This window comes from Amycolatopsis sp. DSM 110486 (genome assembly GCF_019468465.1).
Lineage (GTDB): Bacteria > Actinomycetota > Actinomycetes > Mycobacteriales > Pseudonocardiaceae > Amycolatopsis.
The window spans coordinates 10,290,051-10,313,951 of the sequence record NZ_CP080519.1 but is presented as its reverse complement, the minus strand read 5'-3'; the positions used below and the strand labels follow the sequence as shown (position 1 = coordinate 10,313,951).

Genomic DNA, 23,901 nt, shown 5'->3' with positions numbered 1-23,901 from the left:
CGATGCAAGAAATTTCGAGCAACCTGAGCCGAAACCTGGTCGGCTATGGCAAGGATGTTCCGGTCGTCCGGTGGCCCAACGGCGCCAATGTGGCCGTCAACCTCGTGGTGAACTACGAGGAGGGCTCCGAGTACTCCCACGAGATGGGAGATGGCGAGAACGACAGTCTCGCCGAAGTGGAATACGCCTTTCCGGCTCATCTGCGGGATCTGGCCAAGGAATCGATGTACGAGTACGGCAGCCGCGTCGGCGTGTGGCGACTGCTTCGCCTCTTCGACGAGTACGACGTCAAGGCCACGTTTTTCGGCTGCGCGGTGGCCTTCGAGCGCAACCCGGAGGTCGCCTCGGCGGCCCGGGAAGCCGGGCACGACCTGCTCGGGCACGGGTGGCGCTGGGAAGAGCAATGGCGCTTGTCGCGCGAGGAAGAGGCGAACCGGATCAAGAAGGCTGTCGCGTCTTTCAAGGAAACGTGGGGGGAAGCGCCGAGTGGCTGGTACTGCCGCTACGGCCCCTCGATCAACACGCGGGAGCTGGTCGTGGAGCACGGAGGATTCCTCTACGACTCGGACGCCTACAACGACGATCTGCCGTACTACGTCGACGTGAGCGGAGTCCGGCATCTCGTGGTCCCCTATTCGCTGACCTACAACGACATTCAGGGAACCCGCTCACCGAGCCTGTTTCTCGACTACCTGAAGCGTGGCTTCGACGAACTGTGGCTCGAAGGCTCGAGGGGCCGTCCCAAGATGATGTCCATCGGCCTTCATCCCCGGCTGGTGGGGCAGGCCGCGCGGACGGGGGCGTTGCGGGAGTTCATCGAATACGCCCAGGCCAAGGGTGGGGTCTGGTTCGCGCGCCGCGCGGATATCGCCCGCTGGTGGAATGAGCACTCGGCGGAATTCGTCACGGGGCAGGCGTAGGCAGTGCCCGCTCTGAGATTGAGATCGGCTGACCGGTCCTGAGGACGGGACGGGTCTTTCGGTGACAGGGCGAGACGTTCGGCCAACTCGTCCGCCGAGCCGGAAGACCCGTCCCGGTATCACCGCCCACGGCGCCGGCGGCGAACGCGCCGGTCACCCCTCGCCTGGCGCGATGCCGCCCCCAGCCGATGGCGGCGGCGGTGATGCCCGCGCTCACGATTTCCCGGGCGGCACCTCCCTTGAATGCCTTTGGTCGCGGCCGGTCGCGGAGAGCGTGAGCAACCCGCCGCCCATCAGGAGCCGGGCGGTACTTGCGGGTCATGAGCTTGCGGATGCGAGCGGTTTCGTCGCGGTCCGCGCGGCGGGTGGTTCCCTCGCCGCCCGCCAGGGAAAGGCCATCGAGGTGTTCCTGGCCGGGCTGATCATCCCGGTTGTGTGATTGCGAAGAGGCCGGCTCGGTCGCGGCGACTGATCCGACAGGGTGGGGGAGCGGGCGGCTCCCGGCCCCATCCGGCCGACCGCGTCGAGCGTCGGACCCGGAGCGTCGGCCCGACGAAGAAGCCGTCGCCGGTGACCGGTTCAGGAGCCTGGGCCACGTGGCGGCCGGGGTGGGGTCAACGCCGCACAGGTGATCACCAGCGCGGCGAGGATCAGCAGCGTGAGGAAGAGTTCGACCAGGGCGTTGACGAGCAGTTCGGTTGCCATGGCTCAATCCCGTCGGTTCTCGGCGGGCTCGGGTGTGCGGCGTGGCAGGAGGCTGGTGGTGGTGACCGTGGCCAGGACGAGGACGATGACCGCCAGGGAGATCGGGGTGGGGATCTGCGGCACGGCGGGCCAGACGCCGTGTGCCCAGTGCAGGACCAGTTTCAGCCCGATGAACGCGAGGATGACGGCCAGGCCGTGGTTGAGGTGGCGGAGTTTCGCCAACGCGGTGTGCAGCACGAAGTACAGGGCGCGCAGGCCGAGCAGGGCGAAGGCGTTGGTGGCGAACACCAGATAGGGGTCTTCGGTGATGCCGTAGACCGCGGGCACCGAGTCGATCGCGAACACGACGTCGGTGGTGAACACCGCCACCACCACGACCACCAGCGGAGTGAACACCCGTCGCCCGTGCCGGCGCACGGTCAACCGGGCTCCCTGGTAGTCGTCGGTGATCGGGATGAACCTGCGCAGCAGCCGCACCGATCGCATCCGTGAGGGGTCCGGCTCGGCATCGGCGTCCGTGAGCGCCTGGTGCAGGATCTTCACCGCCGAGGCGAAGAGGACCAGCCCGAACACGAGGAACGCCCAGGTTCCCGCCGCCAGCAGTGCGGCGCCGGCCGCGATGAACGCTCCCCGCAGCACCAGTGCGCCGACGATGCCGTAGAGCAACACCCGCTGCTGCAGCGCGGACGGGACCGCGAACGCGGCCAGCAGCAGCATGAACACGAACAGGTTGTCCACCGACAGGGACTTCTCGACGACGAAACCGGTCAGGAACTCCACCGCCTGGCCGCTCCCGAACGCGACCCACAGCCAGGCCCCGAACACCACCGGCAGCGCCAGGTAGAACACCGACCAGCCGACAGCCTCCCGCATCGACACTTCGTGCGGACGCCGTGTCACCATGAAGTCGGCGACCAGCAGCAAAAGCAGGACCGCGATGCTGATCAGCCACAACCAGAGCGACCCCACCGACTCGGCCGGAGCCGCCGCAACAACTTCCGCGGGCATAAGTACCTCCTCGAACGAGCGCATACCGCGCGTGTTCGAGGTCTCCTTCACCCTGTGCCGACGACACCCCGTGTCACCGACCTGGGCGGGCTCCCGAGGACATCACCGGGATGTCCGTATTGACCGGGTAGCCCCTGCGGAAGTACTCCCCTCGCGGTCAGTATGGCTTTGCCGTTCGAGAAAGTAAAGAATCATTAAAGGTGGACGAACGTGCCGGCGATCCCCGCTCCCGCACCAGGTTCGACGCCGTGGGTCAGCCTGCCGTGCCGAATCCGTTGCGGGAGCGCAGTTCCTGCGTCAGGCTGCCCGCCAGTCCCGACAGTTCGGCGGCGGTTTCGGCGAGGCGTGGCGCGAGCGTTTCCATGCGTTCGTCGGTCAGCTGCAGGCTCGGGCCGGCGATGCTCACGACCCCGAGCGGTGCCCGTGTGTCCGGGTCGATCAGGGGGGTGGCCATCGCGGAGATCCCTTCCTCGACGCTGTCGTGGACGCGGGCCCAGCCGCGCTCGCGGGCTTCCTGGATCCGGGACTGGACCTCGGCCAGGGTCGTGGGTGCGTTGTGTCCCGCCGGGTAGCGTTCGTCGAAGTCCTGGCGGGCGACGAGGCGTAGAGCGTCGTTGTCGCTGAGGCCCGAAAGCCACGCGACGCCGCTGGCGGTCGACGCGAACGGGACCTCGGAGCCGTGGTCGGGGTCGTAGCGCAGGCCGGCGCGGGAGCCCTGGGACTTCGCGACCCACAGCAGCTGCTCGCCGTCGACGAGACCGAGCCGGACCAGTTGCCCGGATTCGGTGGCCAGTCTTGCCAGCACGGGCACGGCGAGCTCGAAGATCGTGCTGCTCGCCAGGTGTTTGAGGCCCAGGCTGACGATCCGCAAGGTGAGCGCGTAGTTGCCCGACGGCTCGTGCTGCCGGGCGAACCCCTCGTCGACGAGGTTCACCAAGATGCGGTGCGCGGCGCTCTTGGGCAGGTCCACGGCCTCGGCGATGCGGGTGAGCGGCAGGCCTTCCGGTGACCCGACCAGGCACTGCAGCACGGCCAGGCCGCGTGACAACGCCCCTGCTGGCATGGCTCCCCGCTCTCCGCCGCACCGAGGTCCGGCCGCCGTCTCCGGGCGTCGTCGGCGCGTGCCCGGTCTTCTCGTCAGTCGTTTGACATCATAACAGAACGGTGTTCCACTCTTGAAGGCCGTTCCATCGTATGGTGCACTTTCGACGCCCGGCCCCGGTCTCCCCAGGACGGCCGTGCCGGCAACGGGTCGCGCTGGGCCGGTTTCGCAGTCAAACAAAGGAGTTTGAATGTCTTCGTCGTTGTCGGCAGCAAGAGACGTGTCGCCGCCGGGTGACACTCGGCGGGTGACCGGGGGCAACGGCGAGCGCAGCAAGGCCGCACGCCGCAAGCGAGTCCGCCGCCGGATCTGGAGCGTCGTCCCGATCGCCACGTTCTTGGGCATCATCGCGCTGTGGGCGCTGGTCGTCGCCGTGCTGGACATCCCCAACTACCTGCTGCCGAGCCCGTGGGCGGTGTTCGAGCAGATCGTGAGCGGCTGGTCCGTGCTGTGGGAGAACGCGCAGACGACGATCGCCGAGATCCTCCTCGGCTTCGGTATCTCCATCGTCATCGCGATCCCGCTGGGGCTGCTGGTCGCCCGGTCGCTCGCGGCCCGGCAGATCATCTACCCGCCGGTGATGCTCGTGCAGCTCGTGCCGAAGGTCGCCGTCGCACCGCTGTTCGTGGTGTGGCTCGGGCTCGGCTTCAGCTCCAAGCTCCTGCTCACGGTCCTGATGACCTTCTTTCCCCTGCTGGTTTCCAGCATCAGCGGATTCTCCATTCTGGACACCCGCCTGCTGTACCTGACGAAGTCGATGGGCGCGAGCGGCTGGCAGACCTTCCGCTACCTGCGGTTCCCGGCCGCGCTCCCGGTGATCTTCTCCGGCCTCAAGACGTCGGCGACGCTGGCCGCGACCGCCGCGATCGTCGCCGAGTTCGTGGGGGCCAACAGTGGGCTCGGGTACGTGCTGCTGCAAGCCACCAACACGCTCGACTCCACCACCGTGTTCGCGGTCCTGGTGCTGCTGACGCTGCTGGGCGTGATCCTGAACTACCTCGTCGAGCTCATCGAGTTCCTGCTGACCCCCTGGCAACGCGCGAAGCTCACCTGAGCCGTCGTTCGCGAAAACTCCCCTCCCCGCAACGAAAGGTCTTCCCATGCACACCGCGTTCAGAAGGGCCGTGGCCGTCGTCGCCGCCGTCGGTTCCGTGAGTCTCGCCGTCGCCTGTTCGTCCGACGGGTCCGGGTCCTCTTCGGACGGTTCGGGCGGGACGAAGATCAGCTTCCAGCTCAACTTCCCGCCGGGCGGGTCGAACGCCGGGTTCGCCGCCGCGGTCGAGGAGGGCTACTACAAGGCCGCCGGCCTCGACGTGACGATCGTGCCCGGTACCGGTTCGTCGCTGACCGCGCAGATGGTCGCCTCCGGGCAGGCCTCGATCGGCTACGCCGACTCCACCGCGACCGCGCAGCTGATCGCCAAGCAGGCACCGCTGTCGGTGCTGGCCACCGTCTACCAGTCCAATCCGAACGCCGTCCTCGCCCTCCCGGGCAGCGGCATCACGTCGGTGCGGGACCTGAAGGGCAAGAAGGTGGGGACGCCGGTGCCGTCGTCGCAGGCGACGATGCTGCCGCTGTTCCTGGCCGCGAACGGGCTGTCGGCCAAGGACGTCAACCTGGTCAACCTCGCGCCGACGTCGCTGGTCCAGTCGCTGCTGCAGCACCGCGTCGACGCCATCCTCGGGTCGACCGACGCCTACCAGGTGCAGCTCGAGCAGCAGAACGCCGGGAAGCTGTTCGTCGCGCCGTTCGCGACGAACGGTGTGCCGACGGTCAGCACGTCGATCTTCGCCGACAAGGACTGGGCGGCGTCGCACGCGACCGAGGTGAAGGCGTTCGTCAAGGCTTCGTTGCAGGGCTGGCATTTCGCCGCCACGAACCCGGACAAGGCGACCGCGGACGTGACGAAGCTGTGGGGTGCCAAGGCGGACAAGGCCTCCGGCGCCGAGCTGAAGGCCATCATCGGCAGCAACCTGCTGTGCGCGGGCGGTGCGAAGTTCCTCGGCAAGGCCGAACCGGCCCAATGGGTCAAGACGCAGGACCTGCTCTCCCAGGTCGGCCTGCTGCCCAAGGGCGTCGACCCGACGAAGTACTACAGCTACGACTACCTGCCGGCCGACTTGCAGCCGTGCCCCGTGAAGTGAGGACCGGCCTGATGAAACCGCACGCAGAACCCGCATCCGGGAGGCCCCGACCATGACCGCCGCACAGTCCGCCGGCCCCGGTACCCGGGCGGCGAGCACCCCGATCGTCGTCGACGGGGTCAGCAAAGTCTTCGGCGAAGACACCGACAAACCGTTCGAGGCGGTGCGGAGCGTGTCGATGGACATCGCACCCGGCGAGTTCGTCTCGGTCGTCGGCCCGTCCGGCTGCGGCAAGAGCACGCTGATGCTCATGATCGCCGGCCTGCTGGAGCGTTCGACCGGCACCATCACCGTGGGCGATGCGACCGTCGACGGTCCGATCACCGACGTCGGCATCGCGTTCCAGGACCACCTGCTGCTCGATTTCCGTACGGCGGAGAAGAACGTGCTGCTGCAGGCCGAGATCCGCGGGCTGGACAAGGCCCGACTCAAGGCCCGTTCGGACGAGCTGTTCGAGCAGCTGCGCCTGGGCCAGGCGAAGTCCCGCTACCCGCGCCAGCTCTCGGGTGGCATGCGCCAACGCGTGTCGCTCATCCGGACGCTGGTGCACGACCCGTCGGTGATCCTGATGGACGAGCCGTTCGGGGCGCTGGACGCCCTCACTCGGCTGCAGGTGCGAACCGACCTGGAAGCTCTCTGGCTGGAGCGCCGTCCGACGGTCGTGTTCATCACGCACTCGGTGGAGGAGGCGGTGGGCCTGTCCGACCGGATCTTCGTGATGAGCCCGAGCCCGGGGGAGATCGTCGACGAGGTCGTGGTCGAGCTGCCCCGGCCGCGGCCGATCGTGCTGGGCGAGTCGCCCGAGTTCTTCGCCTACGTCGACCGCATCTACAAGCAGTTTCAGCGGATGGGTGTCCTGCACGGGATCGACGTGCCCACCACCGGTGGGGAGGCCTGACGGGCTGTCGGCGGCGGTGTCCCGGTGTTCGCCGCCCGTGCGGGCGCCGGGGCACCCCCTCAGGTCAGCTCGACACGCCGGGTTCGGTGCGGGTCCGGATCTCCTGCGACAGGCTGCCCGCCAGCCCCGACAATTCCGCCGCCGTCTCGAGCAGGCGGGGCGCGAGTTCCGTCATGCGCTCGTCCGGCAGCTGGAGACTCGGGCCGGCGATGCTCACGACGCCCAGCGGCGCACCGCTGTCGGGGTCGACCAAGGGGGTCGCCATCGCGGAGATGCCTTCTTCGATGCTGTCGTGGACGTGGGCCCAGCCGCGTTCGCGCGCTTCGTGGATGCGGGACTGGACCTCGGCCAGGCTGGTGGGCGCGTTGTGTCCCGCGGGGTAACGCTCGTCGTAGTCCTGGCGGGCGACCAGGCGCAGCGCTTCGTCGTCGGTGAGCCGCGACAACCAGGCGACGCCGCTGGCCGACGACGCGAACGGGATCTCGGAGCCGTGGTCGGGGTCGTAGCGCAGGCCGGCCCGGGCGCCCTGCGACTTGGCCACCCACAGCAGTTGCTCACCGTCCACCAGGCCCAGGCGGACGAGCTGGCCGGACTCCGCGGCCAGCCGGGCGAGCACGGGCACGGCGAGTTCGAAAATGGTGCTGCTCGCGAGGTGGCGCAGCCCGAGGCTCACGATCTTCAACGTGAGCACGTAGTTGCCCGACGGCATCTGCTGCCGTACGAACCCTTCCTCGACGAGGGACGTCAGGATGCGGTGCGCGGCGCTTTTCGGCAGGTCCAGTTCCTCGGCGATGCGCGCCAGCGGGACGCCCTCCGCGTGCCCGACGAGGCTCTGCAGAACACCCAGACCGCGCGACAATGCCCCTGCTGCCATTGCTCCCTGCTCTCCGCCGAACCGACGTCCGGCAAGCGTAGCCGAGCGCTGCCGCGACGGCGCTCAGTGTGGTCACCAGCCGATTGACAATTTTTCAGAACGATGTTCCACTCTTGAAGTACGTTCCATTTCTGGCGGATGCTGCCGCCGCGAGAGACAAAGGAGTCGGAGTGCCTGCCGTCGAGACCGTGCTGAGCCAGGGCAGCTTCCTGCACCTGGACACCGGTGAGTTCGTGACGGCGGCGGCCGGAGCCGGGTTCGACGCGGTGGCGGTGTGGCGCCAGGCGCCGGGATACCGCGGAGCCCGTGCGACGGCGAAGGAGGCCGAACGCGCGGGGATCCGGGTGGACACGGTGTGCCGCGGCGGTTTCCTCGGCCACTCCGAGCACGACGAGACTGTGCGCGCGCTCGACGAAGCGGCCGAGTTGGGCGCAGGTGTGCTCGTGGTCATCGCCGGGCCGCCGCGGCCCGGCGATCCGCGCGCGGCCGAAGCCGACCTCGAGGCCGCACTCGAACTCGCCCTGCCGGCCGCGGAACGGGCCGGCGTCGTCGTGGCGCTGGAGCCCTTCCACCCGGTGCTCGCCGCCGACCGGTCGTGGCTCGTCACGTTGGCGCAGGCGACCGACGTCGTCGAGAGGCTCGATTCGCCGTTCCTCGGGATCGCCGTCGACAGCTACCACCTGTGGTGGGATCACCGGCTCGCCGCCGGGCTCACCCGGGCCGGGCGCCGGATCGCCGCCGTGCAGATCGCCGACTGGATGGTGCCGGAGCCTGGCCGCCTGCCGCCCCGGGGTCTCCCCGGTGAGGGCGTCGTCCCGCTCCGCGAGTTCGTCCGGCTCACCCGAGAAGCCGGCTACGCGGGCGCGCTCGAGATCGAGGTGCTCGGCGACCGGTTCCGGTCGCTGCCGCCGCTCGATGCCGCCCGTTCGCTCAAGACCGCTCTCGACGACACCGGTGTCGGGGCAGAGGAAGGAAGCCGCGCATGAGCAAGGAGATTCCCCGGCAAGGACTGCTGTACGAGGACCTGTCCGTCGGTCTTTCGTTCCGCAGCCCCGGCCGCACGATCACGGATGCCGACGTCATCGGCTTCGCCGGGCTCACCGGGGACTTTTCCGAGGTGCACACGAGTGACGTGTACGCCAAAGCCAGCCAGTTCGGGCGGCGGATCGCCCACGGCATGCTCGGGCTGGCCTACGCCCACGGGCTGATGTGGCCGCGCACGGAACTGCTGCGGAACACCGCGATCGCGTTCCTGGGCATCAAGGAGTGGCGGTTCGTCGGGCCGATCTTCATCGGCGACACGATCTTCGTGAACTACTCGGTCGCCGAAATGCGCGACTCGAAGTCCAAGCCGGACCAGGCGATCGTGACCTTCGACGTCGAGGTGGTCGACCAGGACGGGCGGGTCTGCCAGCAGGGGCAGAAGGTCGAACTGCTGTCCAAGGTGCCGCTGGGTGGCGTCGCCGCGAGTGAGAAGGCCGGCGACTGATGGCGGGACGGTTCACCGGCAAGCGCGCTCTGGTCACAGGTGGGGGCCGGGGCATCGGCCGCGCGATCGTGGAGCGTCTCGCGGCGGAAGACGCCGCGGTCGTGGTGGCCGACGTCGACCTCGCACACGCCCGGTCGGCGGCGGAAGCCCTGCGGGACAAGGGCTTCACCGTCGAGGCACGAACCCTCGACGTCGGCGACCCCGCCTCGTTCGCATCGTTCGACGAGCGGCTCGACGTGGTGGTCGCCAACGCGGGCATCCAGACCTTCGCTCCCGCGAGCGAGCTGACCGTCGCCGACTGGGACCGGGTGCTCGACGTCAACGCGCGCGGCACGCTGCTCACGCTGCAACTGGCCGCGCGATGCCTGCGCGAGGGCGGCGCGGCGGTCACCGTCGCCTCGATCCAGGCGCTGCTGCCCAACGCGCTTTCGGCGAACTACGCCGCCTCCAAGGCCGCCGTGCTCAGCCTGACCAAGTCGTTCGCGGCCGAGCTCGCACCGCGCGGGATCCGGGCCAACGCGGTGGCGCCGGGCCGGATCGACACCGCCCTGTCCGACTTCGGCAGCGAACAAGTCGGACGCATCACCGGCCAAGACGCGGCGGAAGCGCTGCAACGCCGGCTCTCGACCAACCCGCTGGGCCGCATCGGCCGGCCCGACGAGGTGGCGGCCGCGGTGGCGTTCCTCGCGTCCGACGACGCGTCGTACATCACCGGCGAGTGCGTGAACGTGTGCGGCGGGGACGTGATGGCGTGATCCCGCTCGACGCGGCGCCCTCCGGCCGGGACCGCACCGACTTGCACCTTTCGCCCGAGGCGGCCGTCGCGCTCGTGCCCAGCGGTGCGACCGTGGCGGTCGGGGGCACCGGCTCCCTCCTGCAGGTCCCCGAAACGCTCCTCGCAGCGCTCGAACAGCGCTGGGAGGACGGCGGTTCGCCGTCCGGTCTCACGGTCGTGCACGTGATGGGGCTGGGCGACCACGAAGGGCGGGGTGTGGACCACGTCGCGATCCCGGGGCTCGTCCGCCGGTTCGTGGGCTCGCACTTCGTGCTCTCACCGCGGGAGCAGGGGGTGATCGCGCGCGACGAGGTCGAGGCCGTCGGCCTGCCCGCGGGCACGATCTCCTTGCTGTACCGGGAGATCGCTGCCGGCCGGCCCGGCCTGCTCACCGACATCGGCTTGGGCACCTTCGTCGACCCCCGTCGGCAGTGGGGGCGGATGAACGAGCGCACCACCACCGGGCTGAGCGAGCTGGTGACCCTCGGTGGGCAGGAGTGGCTGTTCTACCCGCGGTTCGGCGTCGACATCGCGCTGCTGCGCGCCACCGAAGCCGACGTCGACGGCAACATCGGCATGGACGACGAAGCCGCGTTCGGCGACAACCTCGCGATCGCGCAGGCCACGCACGCCAGTGGGGGACTGGTGCTCGTCGAGGTCAAGCGGCTCGTGGACCGGGGCGAAATCCCGGCGAACCGGGTCCGGATCCCCGGACCGCTGGTCGACCACGTCGTGCTCACCGACTACCCCAACCAGACGCCGATCACGGTCGCCGACCCACGCCGTACCGGCACGCTGCCCAACCGGCCGACGGAGGTCGAGCCGCTGCCGTTCGACGAGCGCAAGGTCGTCGCGCGCCGGGCGGCGATCGAGCTGCACGAGGGCGACCTCGCCAACCTGGGCGTCGGCATGGCCAACGGCATCAGCTACGTCGCGTTGGAAGAAGGGTTCCTCGACCGCTTCACCCTCACCGTGGAGCAAGGTGTCTTCGGCGGCTTGCCCGGTGTCGGGCTCGACTCCGGTACCGCGATCAACCCGTCGGCGATTGTGGACATGCCGAGCCAGTTCGACCTCTACGACGGCGGCGCGCTCGACTTCGCCGGGCTCGCCTACGCCGAGATCGACCGGCACGGCAACGTCAACGTCGCCACGGCCGGCGGCAAACCGATCGGTCCGGGCGGATTCATCGACATCAGCCAGAAGGCCCGCACGGTCGTGTTCTGCGGGACCCTGCGTGGCGGAGGGCTCGACGTCGGCGTCACCGCCGGCCGGCTCGTCATCGCGAAGGACGGCCGCTACCCGAAGTTCGTCGACGAGGTTTCCCACATCTGCTTCAGCGCCGAACGCGCCCACGCGCAAGGACAGCAGGTGCTGTACGTGACCGAACGCGCGGTGTTCCGGTTGTCGGCCGAGGGGGTGGAACTCGTCGAGATCGCCCCCGGCGTCGACCTGCGGCGCGACGTACTCGACCAGATGGGCTTCGTGCCCCTGATGCGGTCGGAACCCAGCTTGATGGATTCCCGCTTCTTCCGGCCCGAGCCGGCCGGGCTGAAACCGCGCCCGCGGCGTGACAAGACCACAGAAAGGCCGTAGTTCTCATGACCGATGCGTTCGAAGGTGTCCGCATCCTCGATTTCACCCAGCTCGAGCAAGGCCCGTCGGCCACGCAGGTGCTGGCCGACTTCGGGGCCGAGGTGATCAAGGTCGAGCGGATCGACGCCGGCGAGATCGGCCGGTTCCAGCCGCCGTTCCTGGCGAACGGGTTCAGCCCGCACTGGTCGGCGACCAACCGCAACAAGAAGAGCATCAGCGTCGACGTGAAGTCGCCGGAGGGCAAAGCTCTCGTCCACCGGCTCGCGAAGGACGCCGACATCGTCGCGAGCAACTTCCGGCCCGGCGTGATGGACCGGCTCGGCTTCGGCTGGGACGAGCTGTCGAAGCTCAACCCGCGGATCATCGTCGCCTATGCCTCGGGGTACGGGCTGTCCGGGCCGTACGTGCACCGCCGCGGCCAGGATCTGGCCGCCCAGTCGATCAGTGGCCTGATGGCGCTGACCGGAAGCCAGGCGACCGGCCCGGTGCCGGTGGGCACGTTCATGGTCGACTACCTGGCGTCCATGCAGTTCGCGCAGGGCATGATGATCGCGCTCGCCGCCCGGGCGAAGACCGGCCGCGGCCAGGTCGTCGACTCGAACCTGCTCAACGCGGCGATCACCAGCCATTTGCAGGAAGGCACGACCTACCTCAACACCGGGCAGCGGTTCGACCGGCCGTCCGCCGGCATCGCCCACGCCCACAACACCGCGCTCTACGGCTACTACGAGGCCGCCGACGGCCTGTGGTTCACGCTCATCGGCGAGTTCTACGTCGACGAGCAGTGGAAACGCTCGGCCCGGGCCGGCGGGCTCGCGCAAGAACACGTGGACGACCCGCGGTTCCAGACCATCGAAGGCCTGCGCGAGCACACCGAGGAGACCCACCGGCTGCTCGCCGAGGCGATCCGGAAGTTCCCGCGCGCCGAGATCATGGCCCGCTTCGAAGCCGAGGACGTGCTCGTCGCGCCGGTCCACGAGTACGACGCCGTGTTCGAGGATCCGCAGGTGCGCCACAACGGCCTCGTCATCGAGTCCGATGTGGACGGAGTGGGGCCGGTCAAGTGGGTCGGCATGCCCGTCGCGCTCTCGGAGACCCCGGCGCGGCTGCGCCACGTCCCGCCGAAGATCGGGCAGCACAACGACGACGTCCTCACCGCCGCGGGCCTCACCCCCGAACAAATCGCGCACCTCAAGGCCACGGGCGTGATCGGCTCCGAAGCCGACCGCGAACGCACCGGCGGCACAGCCGCCTGGTCCTGACCCCCAGCAAGGAGATTCCCCGCAGTGACCACCCTGAATTCGACGTCGCTCGTCGTGCCCACCCTGGACGGCGGCACCACCCGGCACGTGATGCACGAAGCCGTCGACTATCCGCGCCACCCGGCGCCGTTCGCCTCGCGCACCGTGCTCGCGGCCGCCCACGTGGTCGCCGACGCGCGCGCCGACTACCAGCCGGGGCACCGGCCGCCGGTCGACTGGGAAGCGACCATCGCCTTCCGGCAGCACCTGTTCTCCTACGGTGTCGGCATCGCCGAGGCCATGGACACCTCCGAGCGCGGGCCCGGCGGCCTGGACTGGTCCCAGGCCCAGGAGCTCATCCGCCTCGGAGTCGCCGCCGCCCGGGAAGCAGGGGCCGCCGTGGTCGCCGGGGCCGGCACCGACCAGCTCACCTCGGCCCGGCCCGAGCTCGCGGAGATCGTCGACGCCTACACCGAACAGCTCGAGTTCGTGCAGGCGCAGGGGAGTGCCGCGGTCCTGCGCGCGAGCCACGCCCTGGTGTCCGTCGCGAAGACCTCGGACGACTACCTCTCGGTGTACCGCGACGTGCTGTCGAAGACGGACAACCCCGCCATCGTGCACTGGCTCGGCACCGGGTTCGACCCGAGCCTGGCCGGGTACTGGGGTCACACCGACGTGCTCTCGGCCATGGACGTGGTCGTCCAGCTGGCCCGCGACAACGTCGAGAAGCTCGAAGGCATCAAGTTCAGCCTGCTCGACCACGAGCTGGAGCAGGAGTTCCGCCGCCGCCTGCCCGCCGGCGTGAAGGTGTTCACCGGCGACGACTACGGCTACACCGACCTGCTGCTGGGTGACGGCGAGCACCACAGCCACGGATTGCTCGGGGTGCTCGACCCGATCGCGCCCATCGCGGCGGCCGGATTCGCGGCGCTCGACGCCGGCGACGAAGCCGGCTTCACCGAGACGATGAACCGCTCGATCCCGCTCGCGGTCAAGATGTTCGAGGCCCCGGCCGACCGGTACAAGGTCGGCACGGTGTTCGTCGCCTGGCTCTCGGGCCACCAGGACCACTTCCGCATGGTCAGCGGCCGCGAAGGCATGCGGTCGCTGCAGCACCTGACCGACCTGTTCGTGCTCACCGACGAGCTCGGTCTCTTCCCCGACCCCGAGCTGGCCGCCCACCGCATGCGCCTGCTGCTGGCCACCGAGGGGATCGAGTGACCCCGGGGACGCTGCCGCCGGTCCGTGGTGTCCCGGTCGAGCAGGTGCGGCGCGCGCTCGCCGGTGCCCGCCAGGTCGCGGTGCTCGACGACGACCCCACCGGCACGCAGACCGTGCGTGAACTGCCCGTGCTCACCCGCTGGACGGTCGAGGACATCCGCTGGGCCCTGCGGCAGGGCACGGCGGGGTTCTACGTGCTGACCAACACTCGGAGCCTTTCGCCCGAGGACGCCGCCGCCCGTGACCGTGAGGTCGCCGAGGCCTGTCTCGTCGCGGCGGAACAGGAGAACGTCCGGCTCGCGTTCGCCAGCCGCAGCGATTCGACGCTGCGTGGCCATTTCCCGCTGGAGACCGACGTCCTGGGCGACGTGGTGTCGCGCCATGGTGCGGCGGTCGACGGGGTCCTGCTGGCACCGGCCTATGTGGACGCCGGGCGCGTCACGATCGAGGGCACGCACTGGCTGCGCGGTGCCGGCGGTCTCGTGCCGGTGGCCGAGAGCGAGTTCGCCCGCGACGCGTCCTTCGGCTATCGCTCGTCGAAGCTCTCCGAGTGGGTGGAAGAGAAGAGCGCGGGCCGCATCCCGCGGGGCGAAGTCGCCGAGCTGACGCTGGACGTGATCCGCACCGGCACGGACGGCACGTTGCGCGCCCGGCTGAACGACGTCCGCGACGGCCGGGTAGTCGTGCTCGACGCCGACGAGGACGACGACCTCCGCGCGAGTGTGCTCGCGATCCTCGCGGCGGAACAGGACGGAAAAACGTTCCTCTACCGCGTCGGCCCGTCGTTCGTGCGAGCGCGGGTCGGGCAGGACGCGCAGCCGCCGATCGACGACGGGACGCTCGCGCGGCTGGTCGAGGGCGACGCGCACGGCCTCGTCGTCGTGGGGTCCCACGTAGGACTCACGAGCCGGCAGCTCGAGCACCTCGCCGTCCGGCGCCGCTTCACCACCGTCGAGCTCGACGTGCCGACGATCCTCGACGACCGACGTTCGGAACAGCACCTGCGCGACGCTGTCACCGCGGCCACGACGGCGCTGACGGACTCACTTGTCGTCCTGCGAACCTCGCGAACCCTCGTCAAGGGCCGGGACGAAGCGCACAGCCTGGAGATCGCGCGGCGGGTCAGCGCCGCGCTGACCCGGGTCGCGGGGGAGACCGTCGCGGCGCGGCGTCCGTCCTATGTGGTCGCGAAGGGCGGCATCACCTCGTCCGACGTGGCCACGGAGTCTCTCGGGATCGACCGGGCGTGGATCCGGGGCTCGCTGCTGCCGGGCATCGTTTCTCTGTGGGAGCCGGCGTCGGGTCCGGCGCGGGGGCTGCCCTACATCGTGTTCGCGGGGAACGTCGGCGGCGAAACGTCACTGGCCGACGTCATCGACCGACTGGAGAAAGCATGAGCACGCGCATCGTCATCACCGGTGGCGCCGGATTCCTCGGCGCGCTGCTCGCCCGTCGTCTGCTCGAAGCCCCGATCGGCTTCGGCGGCGCGGCACCCGAAGAGATCGGTCAGCTCGTGCTCGTCGACTTGGTCACCCCGCCCGCCGACCTCATCGCCGACGAGCGGGTGCGCTCGGTCGTCGGCGATCTCGCGACAGCACTCGACGATCTCGGTCCAGTGGACGCGATCTTCCACTTGGCCGGTGTGGTCAGTGGCGCGGCGGAGGCCGATTTCGACCTCGGCATGCGCACCAATCTCGACGGCGCTCGCACGCTGCTGGAGTACGCGCGCGCGCTGGCCGTGCCACCGGTGGTGGTGTTCTCCAGCTCGCTGGCGGTGTTCGGCAGTGATCCGGCGATCGGCCCGATCGGCGCCGTCGACGACGACACCTTGCCGCGGCCGCAGTCCAGCTACGGCATCCAGAAGTTCATCGGCGAACAGCTCGTGGCCGACTACACCCGCAAGGGATTCGTGCGCGGCCGGTCGGTTCGGCTGATGACCGTGTCGGTCCGGCCGGGAAAGCCCAATGCGGCAGCGTCGAGCTTCCTGTCCGGCATCATCCGCGAGCCGCTGGCCGGAGAGCGCGCCGCTTGTCCGGTGCCGTCCGACACGCCGATCGCGTTGTCCTCCCCGCGCAAGACTCTGGAGGGGCTGCTGCGTGCGGCCGAAGTCGGCGACGCAACGTGGGGAAGCCCGACAGCGATGAACCTGCCGGCGCTCACGACCACCCCGCAGGAGATGGCGTTCGCCCTCGACCGCGTGGCGGGTGCCGGTACCAGCGACCTCATCGACTGGACGGACGACGTGGGCGTCGGCGCCATCGTGCGCAACTGGCCGGCCCGGTTCCACACCCCCCGCGCGGACAAGCTAGGCCTGGCAGCGGAACTTTCCTTCGACGACATCGTCCGCGCCTACGTCGACGGCTTGAAGTAAGGAAGCGCACCAGATGACAACGGCAACGAAGCCACCGTCCCTTTGCGACGGAGGCCGGGCATGACCATCCGCGACCTGGAGCCAGAAGTGTCCCTCCGCACCGCGAAAGAGGTTCGCCGCGTCGGCTTGGCCGGCGGTATCGGCACGCTCATCGAGTACTACGACTACGCCCTCTACGGCTACGTCTCGGCGATCATCGCGCCCTTGTTCTTCCCCGGCAAAGACCCCGTGGCGTCCCTGCTGGCGGTCCTGGCCGTGTTCGCCCTGTCGTACGTGATCCGCCCGATCGGCGGGATCGTGTTCGGCTGGGTCGGCGACCGGTTCGGGCGCAAGCGGGCGCTGCTCGTCACCGTCGTCGGCATCGGGCTCGCCAACACCGCCATCGGCGTGCTGCCGACCTACGCCATGGTCGGTGTCCTCGCACCGGTCCTCCTGCTGGTCGTGCGGCTGGCGCAGGGCTTCTTCGCCGGCGGCGAGGTCGGCGGTGCCGCGACCGTGATCTCGGAGGCCGCGCCACCGGGCAAGAAGGCCCGCTACGGCGCGTTCACCCCGATGGGCACCAACGCCGGCTTCGCGATCGCCTCGGCCGCGGTCGGCATCGTGTCCGGAGTGCTGGCCGCTGACCAGCTGAGCTCCTGGGGCTGGCGGATCCCGTTCCTCATCGGCCTGCCGCTCACCGTCGTGTGCTACCTCGCGCGGCGCATGCTGCCCGACATCGACCGCGACGTCACGACCGCCCGCCACGGCTTCCCCTTGACATCCGCCCTGCGTGACTACCCCGGGGCACTGGTCAAGGCGACTGCGCTCGGCATCGGCGTGCAGGGCGCGGCGTACATCGGCTCCACGTTCATCTCCATCTACCTGGTCACCAACCTGCACTACGCGAAATCGCCGGTGTACTGGATCACCGCGGCGGTCACCCTCGTGGCGGTCGGTCTCATGCCGTTCGCGGGGCGGCTCGCCGACCGCATCGGTCCGCTCAAGGTCGCCGTGATCGGGCTCGTGGGCTACGCCGTGATCACCTATCCCGGCTTCCTGCTCATGGACGTCGGCAACCTGGGGCTCGCCGCGCTCGGCTACGTGCTCATCATGGTCAACATGGCGTTCCTCCAGGTCGCCTCCTACACCGTGACACCGCAACTGTTCCCCGACGAGGTCCGCTACACCGGCACCGCGCTGGCCACGAACATCTCCGTGGTCATCGCCGGCGGCACCGCGCCCTACATCGGCACCTGGCTGGTCAGCGCGACCGACGACCTGCGCTCGCCGTACTACTTCGTCCTCACCACGTCGCTCGTCGGGCTGATCGCGGTGGCGGCGATGCGGAAACGGCGCCCCCTGGCGCAACCCACCGTCGCCGCCTGAGGACGCCGCCGAACCACGGGTGGCCGCGACCGCTGTCGAAGCGGCCGCGGCCACCCGTGTCAGTTTTGGCCTTTCCTGTCGAGACCGAGGACCGCGCTGACGCAGCAGGCCAGTTGACCCGCACTGGCCTGGCATCCCTCCCGTGGCCTGACGCACCGTTGCACGAGCCGACGGAGAAGCGAGCTGTCCTGGTCGGACGGACGCGCCGGCGCGAGATCGTGGATCCGTCGTGCCCGCATCAGTCCTTAATGGAGAGGATGACATGAATGGATGCGCGACGAACACCGGCTGAGCCGGACCCGGTCGACGGCGGGAAGTCGCCGATGCGGCGTCGAGTCGTGGCCGCCAGCATCATCGGCAGCGCTCTCGAGTGGTACGACTACGCTCTCTACGGGCTCGCGTCGGCGTTGGTGCTGAACAAGCTGTTCTTCCCGGACCTCGGTTCGGAGGTCGGCACGATCGCGTCGGTGGCCACCTTCGCCGTCGGGTTCGTGGCGCGGCCGCTCGGCGGTGTGGTGCTGGGCAACCTCGGCGACCGCCACGGCCGCAAGGCCGTGATGATCACCACCCTCGTGCTGATGGGCATCGCGACGACGTTGATCGGCGCGTTGCCGACCTACGGCAGTATTGGCGTCTGGGCGCCGATCCTGCTCGTGTTCCTGCGGCTGTGCCAGGGCTTCGGCGCGGGCGCCGAGTTCGGCGGCGCGGTGGTGATGAGTGCCGAGTACGCGCCTCCCGGGAAACGGGGCCTGTTCGCGTCGACCGCGCAGGTCGGCGCCGAGATCGGGATGTTGCTCTCGACGGCCGCCTTCGCGGTGATCGGCACCCTGCCTGAGAACCAGCTGCTCTCGTGGGGCTGGCGAATCCCGTTCCTGGTCGGGATCGTGCCCGTGGCGGTCGGTCTGTTCCTGCGGCTGCGGGTGCAGGAAACGCCCGAGTTCCAGCGGGTCAAGGGCACCGGCGAGCAGCCCCGCGTCCCGATGGCGGAACTGTTGCGCACGGCACCGAAGCAGGTGCTCCTCGCCGCCGGCGCGCGGCTGATGGACCCGCCGCTCGGCTACCTCTACACGGTTTTCGTCACGGTCTACGCGGTCAAGCAAGTCGGCGTCGCGCAGCAGACGGTGCTGACCGGCCTGCTCATCGCGTCCGCCCTCGGCATCGGGTCGGTGGCGCTGTTCGGCCACCTCACGGACCGGCTGGGCACCAAACGGGTCTACCTGACCGCGGCCGCGTTCGCGATGGTGCTCGCGTTCCCGTTCTACTGGCTCGTCGACACCGGGCAGCCCGTGGTCATCTGGCTCGCGCTCATCCTCGGCACGTCGGTCGGGAAGGAGCTGAACAACGCCGGGCAGGCGGCCTACCTGACCGAGATGTTCGAGCCGCGGATCCGGGTGAGCGGCGTGTCCCTGGCCCGTGAGTCGGTATCGGCGGTCGGTGGCCTGATCCGCGTGGCCGGGCTGAGCCTGGTGAATCTGGCGGGTGGTTCCTACTGGCCCGTGGCGTTGCTGATGGTCGTGCTCGGCGCGATCAGCTTCGTCTGCATCTCCCTGTCCAAGCCCGTGGTCGCGGGTGCGAACGATCCCGACGCGACTGCCGCGCCGGCCTACGCGAAAGACGGTGCCGCCTGATGAAGATCACGAAGGTCGAGCCGATCCTGGTCGACCGCTACCTCTTCGTCCAGGTCCACACCGACGAAGGCCTCGTCGGGCTCGGCGAGTCGGGGGCGTGGGGCTTCCACGAGTCCGCCGCCGCCGCGGTGGTGAAGTTCGGCGAGTACCTGCTCGGCGAGGACCCGCTGCGGATCGAGCACCACTGGCAGTACCTCTACCGCGCCTTCCACTTCCGCGGCGCCGACATCATGGGTGCGCTCAGCGCGATCGACATCGCCCTGTGGGACCTGGCCGGCCAGTACCGCGACGCCTCGGTCCACGCGCTGCTCGGCGGCCCCGTCCGTGAGCGCGCGCGGGTGTACCAGCACGTGGTCGGTACGACCCGCCAAGAGCTCGTCGCCGGCGTGAAGGCGGCCAAGGAGCAGGGGTTCACGGCCGTCGGGCACCTGACGCCGTTCCTCGACGAAGACCGCTCCGTGCCGTACTTCGAGACCCACGCGGCGAAGATCGGCCACGCGATCGAGGCCGTCGGCGCCTACCGCGACGCCGTCGGTGACGACGTCGACCTGTGCATCGAGATCCACCGGCGCCTCACCCCGGCCGAGGCGGTGCAGCTCGGACTGGGCATCGCCGAGTTCCGCCCGCAGTTCCTCGAAGACCCGGTGACGCCGGACAACTTCGACGAGATGGAGTACGTCGCGAGCCGGGTCGACGTGCCGATCGCGACGGGGGAGCGGCTCACCTCGATCTGGGAGTTCGCCATGCTCCTGCGCCGTTCGGCGGTGCAGTTCGTGCGGCCGAACGTCGGCATGGTCGGCGGCATCACCGGAGCGAAGAAGATCGCCGCGCTCGCCGAAGCGCAACACATCGGCGTCGTGCCGCACAACCCGCTCAGCCCCGTGCTCACGGCCGCGTCGCTGCAGATCGCGGCGGCGATCCCCAACTTCGCACTGCTCGAGTACCCGGGCCGCACCTGGCATTCGCTGCTGGCCGACCGGCCGGACGGCGGCGAGATCGTGACGGGCCAGCCCGAGTACGACGGCCGTGGGTTCCTCCTGGTCGACGCGAGCCCGGGGATCGGGGTGAAACTGCGTCCGGACGTGACCGAGCGCGTGCCGTACGTGCCACGGCCGGTCAAGGCGCGCCTGAGCATCGACGGGTCCGTGATCGACCAGTAGGTACCGTCGGGCCGGGAGGAGGACCGGATGCCACCGTCGGAAGGGCGGGTCGAGCCCGCGCGGCTCGCGCGGATGCTCGGCGACTGGCCGAGCAACGACCGTGGTTTGGCGCGCGCGCTCGCCCTGGGGATCAGCCAGCTGATCACCGACAGCCACCTGGCCGACGGGGCGCTGCTGCCCTCGCAGCGCAAGCTGGCCGAGGCGCTCGGCGTCTCCCGCAGCACGGTCACCGAGGCCTATGAAGCACTGGTGGCCGCCGATGTCGTCGAGTCTTTCCAGCGCTCCGGGTGCCGGGTGCGCCGGAAGGGCTTCGGCGCGATCGGTGCCGACCAGGGCGCCGCGCCGGTCCTCGGCCCGGACGCACTGGCGTCCTACGACATCGCCCGCGGAGCGCTGCCGGGGCTGCCGACCGTGGCCGACGCGATCGCGGGCATCGACCGGCGCCGGCTCATGGGCCACGTCGCGGCCGGCGGGTTCTTCCCGGCCGGTCTTCCGGAGCTGCGCGACGCGGTCGCCGCGTACTACGCGAACCTCGGCACACCGACGACGCGGGAGAACATCCTCATCACCGGCGGCGCCCAGCAGGCCACCTGGCTCGTGGCGCAGCTGCTGATCGGGCCCGTCGACGAGGTCGTGGTCGAGGACCCCACGAGCCGCCGGACGCTCGACGTGCTGCGGCGGGCGGGGACCCGGCTGCTGCCGGTCCCGTTCGCCGGCTCGGCGCTGCGGCTCGACCTGCTCGAACAGCTCGTCAGACGCCGGCGACCACGGCTCGTCTACTGCCAGCCGGTCGTGCACGACCCCACGGGGCTCACGATGGACGCGCGGTCGCTGCGCACGTTCGCCCGGATCCTGGACGTCCACCACACCTTCTGCGTCGAGGACGCCTCTTCGGCCGAGCTGCTGTTCGCCGACGAACGCCGACCCGGGCTCGCCGCCCTGCTGCCGCCGGACCAGCACCTCACCGTCAGCACGCTGTCGAAGCTGACGTGGGGTGGTCTGCGAGTCGGCTGGATCCGGGGGAGTGTCCCCGTCATCGAGCGGCTGACGGAGCTGAAACGGTCGATCGACCTCACGTCGTCGGTGCTCGACCAGCTCGTCGCCGTCGATCTGCTGCAGCGGCTCCCCGAACTGCGGGCCTTGCGGACCGCCGACCTGCGCGGCGGCTACGAGATCGCGCGGCGCGTCCTGATGCGCGTCCGGCCGGACTGGCGGTGGACGGAGCCCTCGGGCGGAACCGGCCTGTGGGTGGACACCGGCGCGGACGCGGGGGCGATCGGGAACGCACTCAGATCCGGCGGTGTCCGCGCGCTGACCGGGTTCGAGCACTTCTCGCCGTTCGGTGGTCTGGGCACCTACCTGAGCCTGCCGCTCTGGTACTCCGAGGAGCACCTCGAGCCGGCGCTGCGGGCACTTGACCGGATCCTCCCGGCGCAGCGCTGAACCGTTGTGCCCCAACGGGTCCGACGGCGTTCTTGGTGTCCGGTCCGGAGCGGCTCCTCCTCACCGTGCAGGGGCGGATTTTCCCGGCCGTCATCAAGAAATCGTCAACGCCGGGAAATCCCGATGGTCTGAACCTCATCCTGTGCCTCGTGACCACTACTGTTGCGCGCCGCGAGGCCGGCGCGTCCACCGGCCGCGGTGATCGGCACCGGCTTTCCGTGGTCGGGGGGCTGGCCGCGTTGTCGCTGGACGCGGTGGCGTCGGTGGCGTACGGGCCGGAAGCCATCGTGATCGTGCTCGCCGTGGCGGGTGGGAGCGGGCTGGGGTTCACCTTGCCGGTCACGTTCGCGATCGCTGGGTTGCTGGGCGTGCTGACGCTGTCGTATCGGCAGGTGATCGCCGCGTTCCCGGACGGCGGCGGGGCCTACGGGGTCAGCCGCGCTCACCTCGGCCGGCGGGCGTCGCTGGTGGCCGCGGCGTCGCTGATCGTGGACTACGTGCTGAACGTCGCGGTGTCGGTCGCGGCGGGGGTCGCGGCCTTGACGTCGGCGTTTCCCGTGCTGCTGCCTTACACGTTGTGGCTGTGCCTCGCGGCGCTGGCCGTGGTGACGGTGGTGAACCTGCGCGGCATCGCCGAGAGCGCGCGGGTGTTCATCGCGCCGACGGCCGTCTTCGTCGGGGCGATCCTGACGGTCGTGGTGGTCGGGCTGATCCGCACGGAGCCGGCGGCGGCCATCGTGGCTCCCGGGCACGCCGCGAGCCTGCAGACGGTGGGAATCCTCCTGCTGCTCAAGGCTTTCGCCAACGGCTGTGCCGCACTGACCGGTGTCGAGGCGATCGCGAACGCGGTCCCGTCGTTCCGGAAACCGCGCGTGCGCCGGGCGCAGCGGGCCGAGGTCGCGCTGGGCGGGCTGCTCGGGGTGATGCTGATCGGCATCGCCGTGTTGATCGGGAAGTTCTCGATCCGCCCGGTCGACGGCGTCACCGTGCTTTCGCAGGTGACCACCGCTTCCCTCGGCGACGGGTTCGGCTACTACGTGGTGCAGTTCTCCACGGTGGTGCTGCTCGCGCTCGCGGCCAACACGTCGTTCGGCGGCCTGCCGGTGCTGGCCCAGCTGCTGGCGAAACACAACAACCTGCCCCACGTGTTCGCGCTGCGCGCCGAACGGCGGGTGTACCGCTACGGCGTCGGTTTCCTGGCGATCACCTCGGCGCTCCTGCTGATCGTCGCGGACGGCGACATGAACACGCTGGTGCCGCTCTTCGCGATCGGGGTGTTCGTCGGCTTCACCCTGTCGCAGACCGGCATGGTGCGGCACTGGCTGGGCGAGCGTCCGCGGGGGTGGCGCGGAAAAGCCGCGCTCAACGGGTTCGGGGCACTGCTCACCGGCGTCGCCGCGATCGTGGTGGCCGCGACGAAGTTCGGGGAAGGCGGCTGGCTGATCGTCGTCGCGCTGCCGTTGCTGGTGGCCGCGATGGAATGGGTCAACCGCAGCTACCGCCGGATCGGCGAGCGCCTCGAACTGGGCCGGACCCCGGCGCCGCCCCGGCCCGACCGGTCGCTCGTCGTCGTTCCGGTACACACGGTGTCGCGGCTGACCCGTGACGCGCTCGCCGCGGCCCTGTCCCTGGGTGAGCGCGTCGAAGCCGTGCACGTCGTCCATCCGGAAGACGAGGGCGCGGCGAGCGCGTTCGTCGAGGAGTGGGAGCGCTGGCATCCGGGGGTGGCGCTCGTCCAGGTCCACGACGAGCGCCGCCGCCTGGGTGCGCCGCTTGTCGAGCACCTGCGTTCGCACGGCGGCGGCCACGTGTTCGTCCTGATCGCCGAGGTCGAGCCCGCGCGCCCGTGGCAGCGGATCCTGCAGAACCGGCGCGGGGCCGTGCTCGCGCGGGCACTCCGGCGGCACACCGACGTGGTGGTCTGCCGGATGCGGTTCCGCCTCGGCGCCGAGCACTGAGCGCCG

The 23,901-nt window shown here is 70.0% G+C and carries 22 protein-coding genes; 18 read left to right on the top strand and 4 right to left on the bottom strand.

Annotation, left to right across the window (positions count from 1 at the left end; genetic code table 11):
• Nucleotides 1-2: 2 nt before the first annotated feature.
• Nucleotides 3-920 carry a polysaccharide deacetylase family protein gene (locus K1T34_RS49740; RefSeq protein WP_255638154.1) on the top strand — a complete coding sequence of 306 codons (918 nt, stop codon included), beginning with the start codon at nt 3-5 and terminating at the stop codon, nt 918-920.
• A gap of 274 nt (nt 921-1,194) precedes the next feature.
• Nucleotides 1,195-1,359 (top strand): hypothetical protein, encoded by a 165-nt coding sequence (locus K1T34_RS49735; protein WP_220241722.1) that lies wholly within the window; start codon nt 1,195-1,197, stop codon nt 1,357-1,359.
• 140 nt (nt 1,360-1,499) lie between these two features.
• Here the strand turns inward: K1T34_RS49735 and K1T34_RS54370 are convergent, their stop codons facing one another.
• The 3 genes from K1T34_RS54370 to K1T34_RS49725 form a co-directional block, all read right to left on the bottom strand.
• A complete protein-coding gene (locus tag K1T34_RS54370) occupies nt 1,500-1,625 on the bottom strand; it encodes a hypothetical protein (protein WP_255638153.1) in 126 nt (41 codons plus the stop codon).
• 3 nt (nt 1,626-1,628) lie between these two features.
• Nucleotides 1,629-2,633 (bottom strand): TerC/Alx family metal homeostasis membrane protein, encoded by a 1,005-nt coding sequence (locus K1T34_RS49730; RefSeq protein WP_220247829.1) that lies wholly within the window; start codon nt 2,631-2,633, stop codon nt 1,629-1,631.
• Between the two features lie 253 nt (nt 2,634-2,886).
• Complete coding sequence (locus tag K1T34_RS49725) at nt 2,887-3,696, bottom strand: IclR family transcriptional regulator (RefSeq protein WP_220241721.1); 810 nt, start codon at nt 3,694-3,696, stop codon at nt 2,887-2,889.
• A 229-nt stretch (nt 3,697-3,925) separates the two neighbouring features.
• On the opposite strand from K1T34_RS49725, the gene K1T34_RS49720 reads away from it, so the two are divergent.
• From K1T34_RS49720 to K1T34_RS49710, 3 genes are read left to right on the top strand one after another with little or no spacing between them, the layout of a single operon-like run.
• A complete protein-coding gene (locus K1T34_RS49720; RefSeq protein WP_220241720.1) occupies nt 3,926-4,789 on the top strand; it encodes an ABC transporter permease in 864 nt (287 codons plus the stop codon).
• Between the two features lie 46 nt (nt 4,790-4,835).
• Complete coding sequence (locus tag K1T34_RS49715; RefSeq protein WP_220241719.1) at nt 4,836-5,879, top strand: ABC transporter substrate-binding protein; 1,044 nt, start codon at nt 4,836-4,838, stop codon at nt 5,877-5,879.
• A 52-nt stretch (nt 5,880-5,931) separates the two neighbouring features.
• Nucleotides 5,932-6,777 (top strand): ABC transporter ATP-binding protein, encoded by an 846-nt coding sequence (locus tag K1T34_RS49710; RefSeq protein ID WP_220241718.1) that lies wholly within the window; start codon nt 5,932-5,934, stop codon nt 6,775-6,777.
• A gap of 64 nt (nt 6,778-6,841) precedes the next feature.
• Here K1T34_RS49710 and K1T34_RS49705 read toward each other — a convergent pair whose 3' ends face one another.
• On the bottom strand, nt 6,842-7,651 hold the full coding sequence (locus tag K1T34_RS49705; protein ID WP_220241717.1) for an IclR family transcriptional regulator: 810 nt from the start codon (nt 7,649-7,651) through the stop codon (nt 6,842-6,844).
• A 170-nt stretch (nt 7,652-7,821) separates the two neighbouring features.
• On the opposite strand from K1T34_RS49705, the gene K1T34_RS49700 reads away from it, so the two are divergent.
• The 13 genes from K1T34_RS49700 to K1T34_RS49640 all read left to right on the top strand — a co-directional run bounded on the left by K1T34_RS49700 (nt 7,822) and on the right by K1T34_RS49640 (nt 23,895).
• Entirely contained in the window at nt 7,822-8,637 is an 816-nt protein-coding gene (locus tag K1T34_RS49700; RefSeq protein WP_220241716.1) for a sugar phosphate isomerase/epimerase, read from the top strand.
• Complete coding sequence (locus K1T34_RS49695) at nt 8,634-9,140, top strand: MaoC/PaaZ C-terminal domain-containing protein (RefSeq protein ID WP_220241715.1); 507 nt, start codon at nt 8,634-8,636, stop codon at nt 9,138-9,140. Before K1T34_RS49700 ends, K1T34_RS49695 begins: the two co-directional genes overlap by 4 nt.
• Entirely contained in the window at nt 9,140-9,895 is a 756-nt protein-coding gene (locus K1T34_RS49690) for an SDR family NAD(P)-dependent oxidoreductase (protein ID WP_220241714.1), read from the top strand. Before K1T34_RS49695 ends, K1T34_RS49690 begins: the two co-directional genes overlap by 1 nt.
• The gene (locus K1T34_RS49685) at nt 9,892-11,508 is read left to right on the top strand and encodes an acyl CoA:acetate/3-ketoacid CoA transferase (protein WP_220241713.1); all 1,617 of its coding nucleotides are present in this window, start codon (nt 9,892-9,894) and stop codon (nt 11,506-11,508) included. The genes K1T34_RS49690 and K1T34_RS49685 overlap by 4 nt, the downstream gene beginning before the upstream one ends.
• 5 nt (nt 11,509-11,513) lie before the next feature.
• Nucleotides 11,514-12,770: a CaiB/BaiF CoA-transferase family protein gene (locus tag K1T34_RS49680; RefSeq protein WP_220241712.1), complete on the top strand. Its 1,257-nt coding sequence runs from the start codon at nt 11,514-11,516 to the stop codon at nt 12,768-12,770.
• Nucleotides 12,771-12,794: 24 nt separating this feature from the next.
• Entirely contained in the window at nt 12,795-13,970 is a 1,176-nt protein-coding gene (locus K1T34_RS49675; RefSeq protein ID WP_255638152.1) for a DUF993 family protein, read from the top strand.
• Nucleotides 13,967-15,367: a four-carbon acid sugar kinase family protein gene (locus K1T34_RS49670; protein ID WP_220241711.1), complete on the top strand. Its 1,401-nt coding sequence runs from the start codon at nt 13,967-13,969 to the stop codon at nt 15,365-15,367. Before K1T34_RS49675 ends, K1T34_RS49670 begins: the two co-directional genes overlap by 4 nt.
• Entirely contained in the window at nt 15,364-16,341 is a 978-nt protein-coding gene (gene denD / locus K1T34_RS49665) for a D-erythronate dehydrogenase (protein ID WP_220241710.1), read from the top strand. The genes K1T34_RS49670 and denD overlap by 4 nt, the downstream gene beginning before the upstream one ends.
• A gap of 60 nt (nt 16,342-16,401) precedes the next feature.
• Entirely contained in the window at nt 16,402-17,706 is a 1,305-nt protein-coding gene (locus K1T34_RS49660; protein WP_220241709.1) for an MFS transporter, read from the top strand.
• Between the two features lie 266 nt (nt 17,707-17,972).
• Nucleotides 17,973-19,334 (top strand): MFS transporter, encoded by a 1,362-nt coding sequence (locus K1T34_RS49655; RefSeq protein WP_220241708.1) that lies wholly within the window; start codon nt 17,973-17,975, stop codon nt 19,332-19,334.
• Complete coding sequence (locus tag K1T34_RS49650) at nt 19,334-20,494, top strand: mandelate racemase/muconate lactonizing enzyme family protein (protein ID WP_220241707.1); 1,161 nt, start codon at nt 19,334-19,336, stop codon at nt 20,492-20,494. The genes K1T34_RS49655 and K1T34_RS49650 overlap by 1 nt, the downstream gene beginning before the upstream one ends.
• A 27-nt stretch (nt 20,495-20,521) precedes the next feature.
• Complete coding sequence (locus tag K1T34_RS49645) at nt 20,522-21,937, top strand: PLP-dependent aminotransferase family protein (RefSeq protein WP_220241706.1); 1,416 nt, start codon at nt 20,522-20,524, stop codon at nt 21,935-21,937.
• A 149-nt stretch (nt 21,938-22,086) separates the two neighbouring features.
• On the top strand, nt 22,087-23,895 hold the full coding sequence (locus K1T34_RS49640; protein ID WP_220241705.1) for an APC family permease: 1,809 nt from the start codon (nt 22,087-22,089) through the stop codon (nt 23,893-23,895).
• The last annotated feature ends 6 nt before the right edge of the window (nt 23,896-23,901 follow it).

Excerpts from the sequence above, each read along its gene's own strand:
- K1T34_RS49690 (WP_220241714.1), top strand. The coding sequence starts at position 9,140 with ATGGCGGGACGGTTCACCGGCAAGCGCGCTCTGGTCACAGGTGGGGGC.
- K1T34_RS49680 (WP_220241712.1), top strand. The coding sequence starts at position 11,514 with ATGACCGATGCGTTCGAAGGTGTCCGCATCCTCGATTTCACCCAGCTC.
- K1T34_RS49660 (WP_220241709.1), top strand. The coding sequence starts at position 16,402 with ATGACCATCCGCGACCTGGAGCCAGAAGTGTCCCTCCGCACCGCGAAA.
- K1T34_RS49655 (WP_220241708.1), top strand. The coding sequence starts at position 17,973 with ATGGATGCGCGACGAACACCGGCTGAGCCGGACCCGGTCGACGGCGGG.
- K1T34_RS49715 (WP_220241719.1), top strand. The coding sequence starts at position 4,836 with ATGCACACCGCGTTCAGAAGGGCCGTGGCCGTCGTCGCCGCCGTCGGT.
- K1T34_RS49705 (WP_220241717.1), bottom strand. The coding sequence starts at position 7,651 with ATGGCAGCAGGGGCATTGTCGCGCGGTCTGGGTGTTCTGCAGAGCCTC.
- K1T34_RS49695 (WP_220241715.1), top strand. The coding sequence starts at position 8,634 with ATGAGCAAGGAGATTCCCCGGCAAGGACTGCTGTACGAGGACCTGTCC.
- K1T34_RS49720 (WP_220241720.1), top strand. The coding sequence starts at position 3,926 with ATGTCTTCGTCGTTGTCGGCAGCAAGAGACGTGTCGCCGCCGGGTGAC.
- K1T34_RS49725 (WP_220241721.1), bottom strand. The coding sequence starts at position 3,696 with ATGCCAGCAGGGGCGTTGTCACGCGGCCTGGCCGTGCTGCAGTGCCTG.
- K1T34_RS49710 (WP_220241718.1), top strand. The coding sequence starts at position 5,932 with ATGACCGCCGCACAGTCCGCCGGCCCCGGTACCCGGGCGGCGAGCACC.
- K1T34_RS54370 (WP_255638153.1), bottom strand. The coding sequence starts at position 1,625 with ATGGCAACCGAACTGCTCGTCAACGCCCTGGTCGAACTCTTCCTCACG.
- K1T34_RS49740 (WP_255638154.1), top strand. The coding sequence starts at position 3 with ATGCAAGAAATTTCGAGCAACCTGAGCCGAAACCTGGTCGGCTATGGC.
- K1T34_RS49730 (WP_220247829.1), bottom strand. The coding sequence starts at position 2,633 with ATGCCCGCGGAAGTTGTTGCGGCGGCTCCGGCCGAGTCGGTGGGGTCG.
- K1T34_RS49650 (WP_220241707.1), top strand. The coding sequence starts at position 19,334 with ATGAAGATCACGAAGGTCGAGCCGATCCTGGTCGACCGCTACCTCTTC.
- K1T34_RS49645 (WP_220241706.1), top strand. The coding sequence starts at position 20,522 with ATGCCACCGTCGGAAGGGCGGGTCGAGCCCGCGCGGCTCGCGCGGATG.
- denD (WP_220241710.1), top strand. The coding sequence starts at position 15,364 with ATGAGCACGCGCATCGTCATCACCGGTGGCGCCGGATTCCTCGGCGCG.